The sequence below is a fragment of the Modestobacter sp. VKM Ac-2978 genome (assembly GCF_026968025.1).
Lineage (GTDB): Bacteria > Actinomycetota > Actinomycetes > Mycobacteriales > Geodermatophilaceae > Modestobacter.
Genome location: NZ_JAPVBP010000010.1, coordinates 246,309 through 253,009 on the forward strand (window position 1 = coordinate 246,309; position 6,701 = coordinate 253,009).

At 75.0% G+C, this 6,701-nt stretch carries 8 protein-coding genes; 4 read left to right on the plus strand and 4 right to left on the minus strand.

Features of this window, described 5'->3' with window-relative positions; all coding sequences use genetic code 11:
• Positions 1-2: 2 nt before the first annotated feature.
• The 3 genes from dut to O2W53_RS22060 form a co-directional block, all read right to left on the minus strand.
• Positions 3-530, minus strand: a complete 528-nt coding sequence (gene dut, locus O2W53_RS22050) for a dUTP diphosphatase (RefSeq protein WP_269165210.1) — start codon at positions 528-530, stop codon at positions 3-5.
• A gap of 51 nt (positions 531-581) precedes the next feature.
• Positions 582-1,514, minus strand: coding sequence for a hypothetical protein (locus O2W53_RS22055; protein ID WP_269165211.1), 933 nt, complete (start codon positions 1,512-1,514; stop codon positions 582-584).
• 181 nt (positions 1,515-1,695) lie between these two features.
• Positions 1,696-1,998, minus strand: coding sequence for a DUF4193 domain-containing protein (locus O2W53_RS22060; RefSeq protein ID WP_036336978.1), 303 nt, complete (start codon positions 1,996-1,998; stop codon positions 1,696-1,698).
• 338 nt (positions 1,999-2,336) lie between these two features.
• Between O2W53_RS22060 and O2W53_RS22065 the strand changes: the two genes are divergently transcribed.
• Positions 2,337-3,383, plus strand: coding sequence for a phosphotransferase family protein (locus O2W53_RS22065; RefSeq protein ID WP_269165212.1), 1,047 nt, complete (start codon positions 2,337-2,339; stop codon positions 3,381-3,383).
• Positions 3,384-3,441: 58 nt separating this feature from the next.
• On the plus strand, positions 3,442-3,990 hold the full coding sequence (locus tag O2W53_RS22070) for a LytR C-terminal domain-containing protein (RefSeq protein WP_269165213.1): 549 nt from the start codon (positions 3,442-3,444) through the stop codon (positions 3,988-3,990).
• Between the two features lie 18 nt (positions 3,991-4,008).
• Here O2W53_RS22070 and O2W53_RS22075 read toward each other — a convergent pair whose 3' ends face one another.
• Complete coding sequence (locus O2W53_RS22075; protein WP_269165214.1) at positions 4,009-4,836, minus strand: inositol monophosphatase family protein; 828 nt, start codon at positions 4,834-4,836, stop codon at positions 4,009-4,011.
• 63 nt (positions 4,837-4,899) lie between these two features.
• Between O2W53_RS22075 and ppgK the strand changes: the two genes are divergently transcribed.
• The gene (ppgK, locus tag O2W53_RS22080; RefSeq protein WP_269165215.1) at positions 4,900-5,643 is read left to right on the plus strand and encodes a polyphosphate--glucose phosphotransferase; all 744 of its coding nucleotides are present in this window, start codon (positions 4,900-4,902) and stop codon (positions 5,641-5,643) included.
• Positions 5,644-5,946: 303 nt separating this feature from the next.
• Positions 5,947-6,701 (plus strand): sigma-70 factor domain-containing protein (locus O2W53_RS22085; protein WP_269165216.1); only part of this gene is annotated, 755 nt, incomplete at its 3' end.

A 6,701-nucleotide genomic window follows, 5' to 3' on the forward strand; every position in this document is an offset into this window, starting at 1 on the left:
CGTCAGGCCCGTCCTTCCAGAGATGAGGGGGTCAGGTCGGCGGCCAGCACAGCTGCGCCGCCGGTGGAGCCGTGCCCGCCGCTGCCGCGCTCGCTGCCGGGCAGCTCAGGGACCGGCACGAACCGGGCCCGCACCACCGGCTGCACCACCAGCTGGGCCACCCGGTCGCCGCGGGAGAGCCGCAGCGTGGTGGTCGGGTCGAGGTTGACCAGGTTGACCTTGATCTCGCCCCGGTAGCCCGCGTCGATCGTGCCCGGTGCGTTGACCAGGCTGAGCCCGAGCCGGTGCGCCAGCCCCGAGCGGGGGTGCACGAAGCCGGCGAACCCCTCGGGGATCGCGACGGCGACCCCCGTGCCCACCAGCGCGCGCTGGTGCGGCGCGAGCACGACGTCCTCGGCCACGCACAGGTCGGCACCGGCGTCACCGGGCAGGGCGTAGGCCGGGAGGACCGCGGCGGCGCCGAGGACGACGGGCACGTCGACCGCGGCGGCCACGCCGGCCGGGGGCTGCTCGGGCAGGGGAACGGGCACGGCGGCGAGGCTAGCCGCGCTGACCGGTGCCCGTGCGGGCCGACCCGGCGGTCAGGCGCCGGGAGCGGACGGCGGCAGCCCGAGGTCGGCGCGCAGCCGGTCGGCCAGCGCGCCCGTCGCCTTGCGGTTGCCGCGGGCGGCCAGGGTCGCACCGACCAGCAGAGGTGCCACCGACGTCGTGCTCCGGGCCAGGCGGCGGGTGATCCGTCGCCGCAGCGCAGCCGTCCCGGCGGTGCTCAACGCGGCGAACAGCCCGCCCGAGGAGGTGCTCCCGACGGCCCGCTGGGTGCTCCAGCTGGCCAGGTAGGCACCGGCCCGGGCCCGGGCGTCGCCCGGCGCCGGCCGGCCGGCCAGCTCGTGCAGCTCCCCGACCAGCACCACCTCGACGGCGGCCACCAGCACGGTCTGCGCACCGAGCTCCAGCGGGACGGCGACCAGGGACGGTGGCGCGAACCACTGCGCCGCCGCCAGACCGCCGGTCGCGGCGCCGACCCCACCGGTGAGCCGGGCCGCCCGGGCGACGAGGGCGTCGGCGATCTCCGCGTCGGAGGCACCGGGATGGGCCCGTCGCAGCCGGGCCCCGTCCCGGATCGGGAGCCGGGGGGCGGCCGCGTCCAGGAGGTCGCCCAGCACACCGGAGGGGGCCGAGCCCCCACGGGTCGTCCCACCGCGGTCGTCCGTGCCCGCGGAGCTCTCGCGGCCGGAGCCGGCCCGCGCGTCCCGGGCCGCGGCGGTGACCGCGGAGACGACGTCGGCGAGCACACCGGTCGCCGCCCGTGCTCCCGCGGCCGTCCGGCCCGGTCCGCCGCCGTCCCGTCCGCGGGTGCCCACGCCGGGTTCGTCCCGGCCGAGCAACCCGGCCACGGCGTCGGCGAGAGCCCGCGCAGCGGCGCCGAGGCCGCTGTCGGCGCCGACGATCTCGCCCTCCACCGGCGTCCCGCCCACGGGGCGCGGCGGCGGGACGTCACGCGGCTGCTGGCTCATCGGTTCCCCCTCGACAGTGACGTGCTCGAACGGCCACCTCGCAGGGTCCCACCGCGAGCCGGGCGACGTACTCGACCGGCCCCCGTGCAGGGCCCCGCCGCGAGCAGGTGACGTGCTGGAACGGCCCCGCTGCAGGGTCCCGCGCCGAGCTTGCGAGGTGGGGGGGCAGCGGGGTCCTTCTTCAGGCGGCGCAGTCCCGGCAGACCGGCTGCCCGTTGCGGGTGGCTGCCAGCCGGCTGCGGTGGTGCACCAGGAAGCAGCGCGAGCAGGTGAACTCGTCCTCCTGCTTGGGCAGCACGCGGACGGTGAGCTCCTCGTTCGACAGGTCCGCTCCGGGGAGCTCGAGGGCCTCGTTGAAGTCGGTCTCGTCGACGTCCACCGAGGAGGACTGCGCCTCGGCCCGACGGGCCTTCAGCTCCTCCAGGGAGTCCTCGCCGAGCTCGTCGGCCTCGTTGCGCCGGGGGGCGTCGTAGTCCTGGGCCATGGTGTGCCCTCACTCTCTCTTCGTCGCGGGCGCACGGCCCGCTCGTCTGCCGTCTGCGGCGGGCGCCGACGGCGGTGGTGCCGGCCGCCAGGAGCGGCCGGGGGTGTCGCGCCGGTCCGGGGGCCACATGGCCCCTGTCCCGGGTCGCTCGGTGGTGCACCGGACTGGTCCGGGTCGACCGGTGGGCGAGCACGCCTCCTGGTCGTCCCGGCGTCCTGCACCCAGCCAGCCGCCCAACGCCGTCCGGCCCCGGTTTGTGCCCACGTGTCGGAGACCGACACATCGGGACCTCCGGGAGGCCGGCCGAGCCGAGGAGCGCCAGAGGCTACCCTGCCGCCGTGGGGACTCCAGTGGGTGCTGATCCGGGGGTCGTCGGCCCCTACCTGGCGACTGCTCTCGGGCACGAGAAGTGGCGATCGGTCCGGGTCGAGCTGATCGCCGCGGGCATGTCGAACCTCACGTACGTGGTGACGCCGGAGGGCGGCCCGGAGGACGACGCGGTGATCCTGCGCCGGCCGCCGACGGGTGCGGTGCTGGCCACCGCCCACGACATGGTCCGCGAGCACCGGGTGATCTCCGCGCTGGCCGGCACCCCGGTGCCGGTGCCGCGCACGTTGCACCTGGCCACCGACACCTCCGTGCTGGGCGCCCCGTTCTACGTGATGGAACGCGTGGTCGGCGTGCACGTGGTCACCGAGCTGCCGCCCGGGTACGCCGACGAGCCGGCCCAGCGTGGAGCGGTCGCCGACGGCCTGATGGACACCCTCGCCGCCCTGCACGCCGTCGACCCCACCGCGGTCGGGCTGAGCGACTTCGGCCGCCCTGAGGGGTTCCTGGAGCGACAGGTGCGCCGCTGGACCAAGCAGTGGGACGCCACCCGCGACACCGACCGGCCGGCGCTGGACGCACTGGCCGCCCGGCTGGCCGAGACGGTGCCCGCCACCCGGCGCACGGGCATCACGCACGGCGACTACCGGCTGGACAACTGCCTGCTGGACCCGCAGACCCCCGGCCGGGTGCGCGCCGTCCTGGACTGGGAGATGTCCACGCTGGGCGACCCGCTCACCGACCTGGGGATGCTCTTCGTCTACTGGCCGCAGGCCGGCGAGGAGCGGGCCGTCTCGGTCTCGCAGGTCACCACGCTGCCCGGCTTCCCGACCCGGCTGGAGCTGGCCGAGCGGTACGCCGCCAGCAGCGGCGCCGACCTGTCGGACCTGAACTGGTACGTGGGCTTCGCCTATTTCAAGTTCGCCGCGATCGTCGCCGGCATCGTGGCCCGGTCGGCGGCCGGCGCGATGGCCGGCAAGGACACCACCGGCTACGCCGACAAGATCGACCCCTGCGTGGAGCTGGGACGCGCCGCACTCGAGGACGGTGCGCTGTAGCCGCTCCGGACGCCGCTAGGGTCGTCTGCGTGTACGTGCCGGCCGCCGTGAGGACCCAGTGACCGAGCTCGCCGACGACACCGCCGAGCGCGGGACCGACGCCCCGCGCCGCAACCGCCGGCCGGTGCCCGCCCTGGTGTTCCTGCTGGTGCTCGCCCTGGCCGCCATGGGCGTGTGGTGGAACGTGCTCAGCGACGAGCGGGCCCGGGAGCAGGCCGAGGAAGCCGTCTGCAGCAGCGCCAGCAACGTGCCGACCGAGCTGGACCCGGCCACGGTGTCGCTCAGGGTCTACAACGCCACGGACACCCCCGGACTGGCCGGTGAGGTCACCACGACCCTGGAGAGCCGCGGGTTCGTCGTCACCGAGACCGCCAACGACCCCAGCACCGCCGACGTGACCGGGGTCGGGGAGCTGCGGTTCGCCGGCCCGGGACGGGAGGCCGCCGACTTCCTGCGGCTGTACCTGCCCGGCGCCACCAACCGCGTCGACACCCGCTCCACCGGCGTCGTCGACTTCGTGATCGGGCCGGACTTCGCCGGCCTGGCCAGCGAGGAGGAGGTCGCCGCCGCACTGCTCGAGGCGGCGAGCGCCGAAGCGGACTGCTGACCCGCCGCGCGTCCCCGGTCAGCCGGCGGCGTGCAGCCGGTCCAGCAGCGCGAGCAGAGGCTCGGCGACCGACTCGGCCACCGCGACCGCCATCGGCTCGGCGAAGGGGCGGCCACCCGTCCCGGTGACGACCAGCCCTGCCTCCGCGGCGATGAGCGCGCCGGCCGCGTGGTCCCAGGGCTTGAGGTCCAGCTCGTAGTAGGCGTCCACCCGGCCTGCCGCTGCCGCGCACAGGTCCAGCGAGGCGCACCCCCAGCGGCGGATGTCCCGCACCTCGGGGAGCAGCTGCGCGACGACCGTGCCCTGGGCGCGGCGCTGCTCCACCCGGTACCCGAAGCCGGTCGCCACCAGGGTCTGCTCCAGCGAGGCCGGCGAGCTGCCGTGCAGCTGCATCGCTGCCGCCCCCGGGGCGGTGAGCCACGCGCCCCGACCGCGGATCGCGGTGAACAGCTCGCCGGTGCCGACGTTGAGCACCACGCCGACCTCGGTGCGGCCATCCACCTCGCCGGCGATGGAGACGGCGTAGGCGGGCAGGCCGTAGAGGAAGTTCACGGTGCCGTCGATCGGGTCGACCACCCAGCGGACGCCGCTGGTGCCCGTACGGGACGCGCCCTCCTCCCCCAGCACCCCGTCGTCCGGCCGGGCCTCGAGCAGCCGGCGCACGATGAGCTCCTCGCTGGCGGTGTCGACGGCGGTCACGACGTCGACCGGGCTGGACTTGGTGTCGACCTGCTCCGCGGCGCTGCTGCGGCCCGCCCCGACGAGGATCGCGGCCTCCTCGGCGGTGGCCCGGGCCAGCTCCAGCAGTTCGGTGGACAGGTCGGGCACGGGGGTGCCGGAGGTCATCACGGAGAGCGATCCTGCCCGACCTGTGCGCCGTCCGCGGCGCGGGTCGCTAGCCTGCCTCCCGTGCAGGGCTTCGGAGTGGACATCGGTGGCAGCGGCATCAAGGGCTGTGTGGTCGACCTGGACAGGGGCGAGCTGGTCGGGGAACGGGTGCGCATCCCGACCCCGCAGCCGGCCCTGCCCGACCCGGTCTACGGCGTCGTGGCCGACATCGTCGGGCAGTTCGGGTGGGAGGGACGCATCGGCGTCACCTATCCGGGGGTGATGAAGCACGGCGAGGCCTTCACCGCCGCCAACATGGACAAGAGCTGGATCGGCACCGACATGGCCGCCGGACTCGAGGCGGTCATCCCCGGCACCGTCCAGACGCTCAACGACGCCGACGCCGCCGGCATCGCCGAGATGGCCTACGGCGCCGGCCGGGGTGAGCGCGGTCTGGTGCTGATGCTCACCTTCGGCACCGGCATCGGCAGCGCGCTGTTCATCGACGGCACCCTGGTGCCGAACACCGAGTTCGGCCACATCGAGGTCGACGGCCAGGACGGCGAGAAGCGCGCGTCGGCGTCGGCCCGGGAGCGCGAGGGGCTCAGCTACCCGCAGTGGGCCAAGCGCGTGGACCGGTACCTCGACACACTGGAGGCCAGCCTCTGGCCCGACCTGATCATCGTCGGCGGCGGGGTGAGCAAGAAGGCGGAGAAGTGGGTGCCGCTGCTGTCCACCCGGACCCGGGTCGTCGCCGCCGAGCTGCTCAACGACGCCGGGATCGTCGGCGCGGCGCTCGCGGCCGAGCAGCACATCGGTCAGTGACGACGGTCTGACGTCGGCCGTCCCCTGCCCGCCCGGGGCGGGGACCGTGCTGGTCATCGAGCCGCGCGCGGACAGAACCAGTGGACCGTCGCGTGCCCGTCGTTACAATGGGAACGCCCCACCGCGAAGCTCCCCCAGCCAGTAGGTCATCCCCACTCCCAGCCCGGTCGAAACCCCGCACGGCGTGTGTCTCGTCCGGTCCGTCGGTGGCCCCGTGACCGTCCGAGCATCGTCCGGGCCGCTGCCCGCGGGCCACCACGGCCCTCCAGGAACGCACCGCAGTTGTACGGGAAGGAACCCCGAGTGCCCGCCGACCAGCCAGGACCGGACGCGACCACGGTGAGCAGCCAGAGTCGCAGCAGGACGGTCGCCGCTCGTGCCCGCGCCGCGTCGTCGACCACCGCGCCGGTGACCGCGGCAGCCAAGAAGGCCCCGGCCAAGCGGGCCCCGGCGAAGAAGGCCGCCTCCCGCAAGCCGACGATCAGCCCCTCGCCGGGCACCGGCGAGGGCACCGTCCTGACCGCCGTCGCCTCCGACGGGTCGGCCGTCGCCGTGGTCGACGCCGGCGCCGAGGGCCTCAAGCTCGACGAGACCGTCGTGACCGGCAAGGACGGCGTCGCCGTCGCCGAGACCGAGGAGAAGGACGCCGAGACCAGCGGCGACTTCGAGTGGGACGACGAGGAGGAGTCCGAGGCGCTGCGGCAGGCCCGCAAGGACGCCGAGCTCACCGCGTCGGCCGACTCCGTCCGCGCCTACCTCAAGCAGATCGGCAAGGTCGCCCTGCTCACCGCCGAGGAGGAGGTCGACCTCGCCAAGCGGATCGAGGCCGGCCTCTACGGCGCCGAGCGGCTCCGCCAGGTCGAGGAGGACGGCCAGAAGCTCTCCCCGCAGATGCGCCGGGACCTCAACTGGATCGTCCGGGACGGTGAGCGCGCGAAGAACCACCTGCTGGAGGCCAACCTCCGCCTGGTGGTCTCCCTCGCCAAGCGCTACACCGGCCGCGGGATGGCGTTCCTGGACCTGATCCAGGAGGGCAACCTCGGGCTGATCCGCGCGGT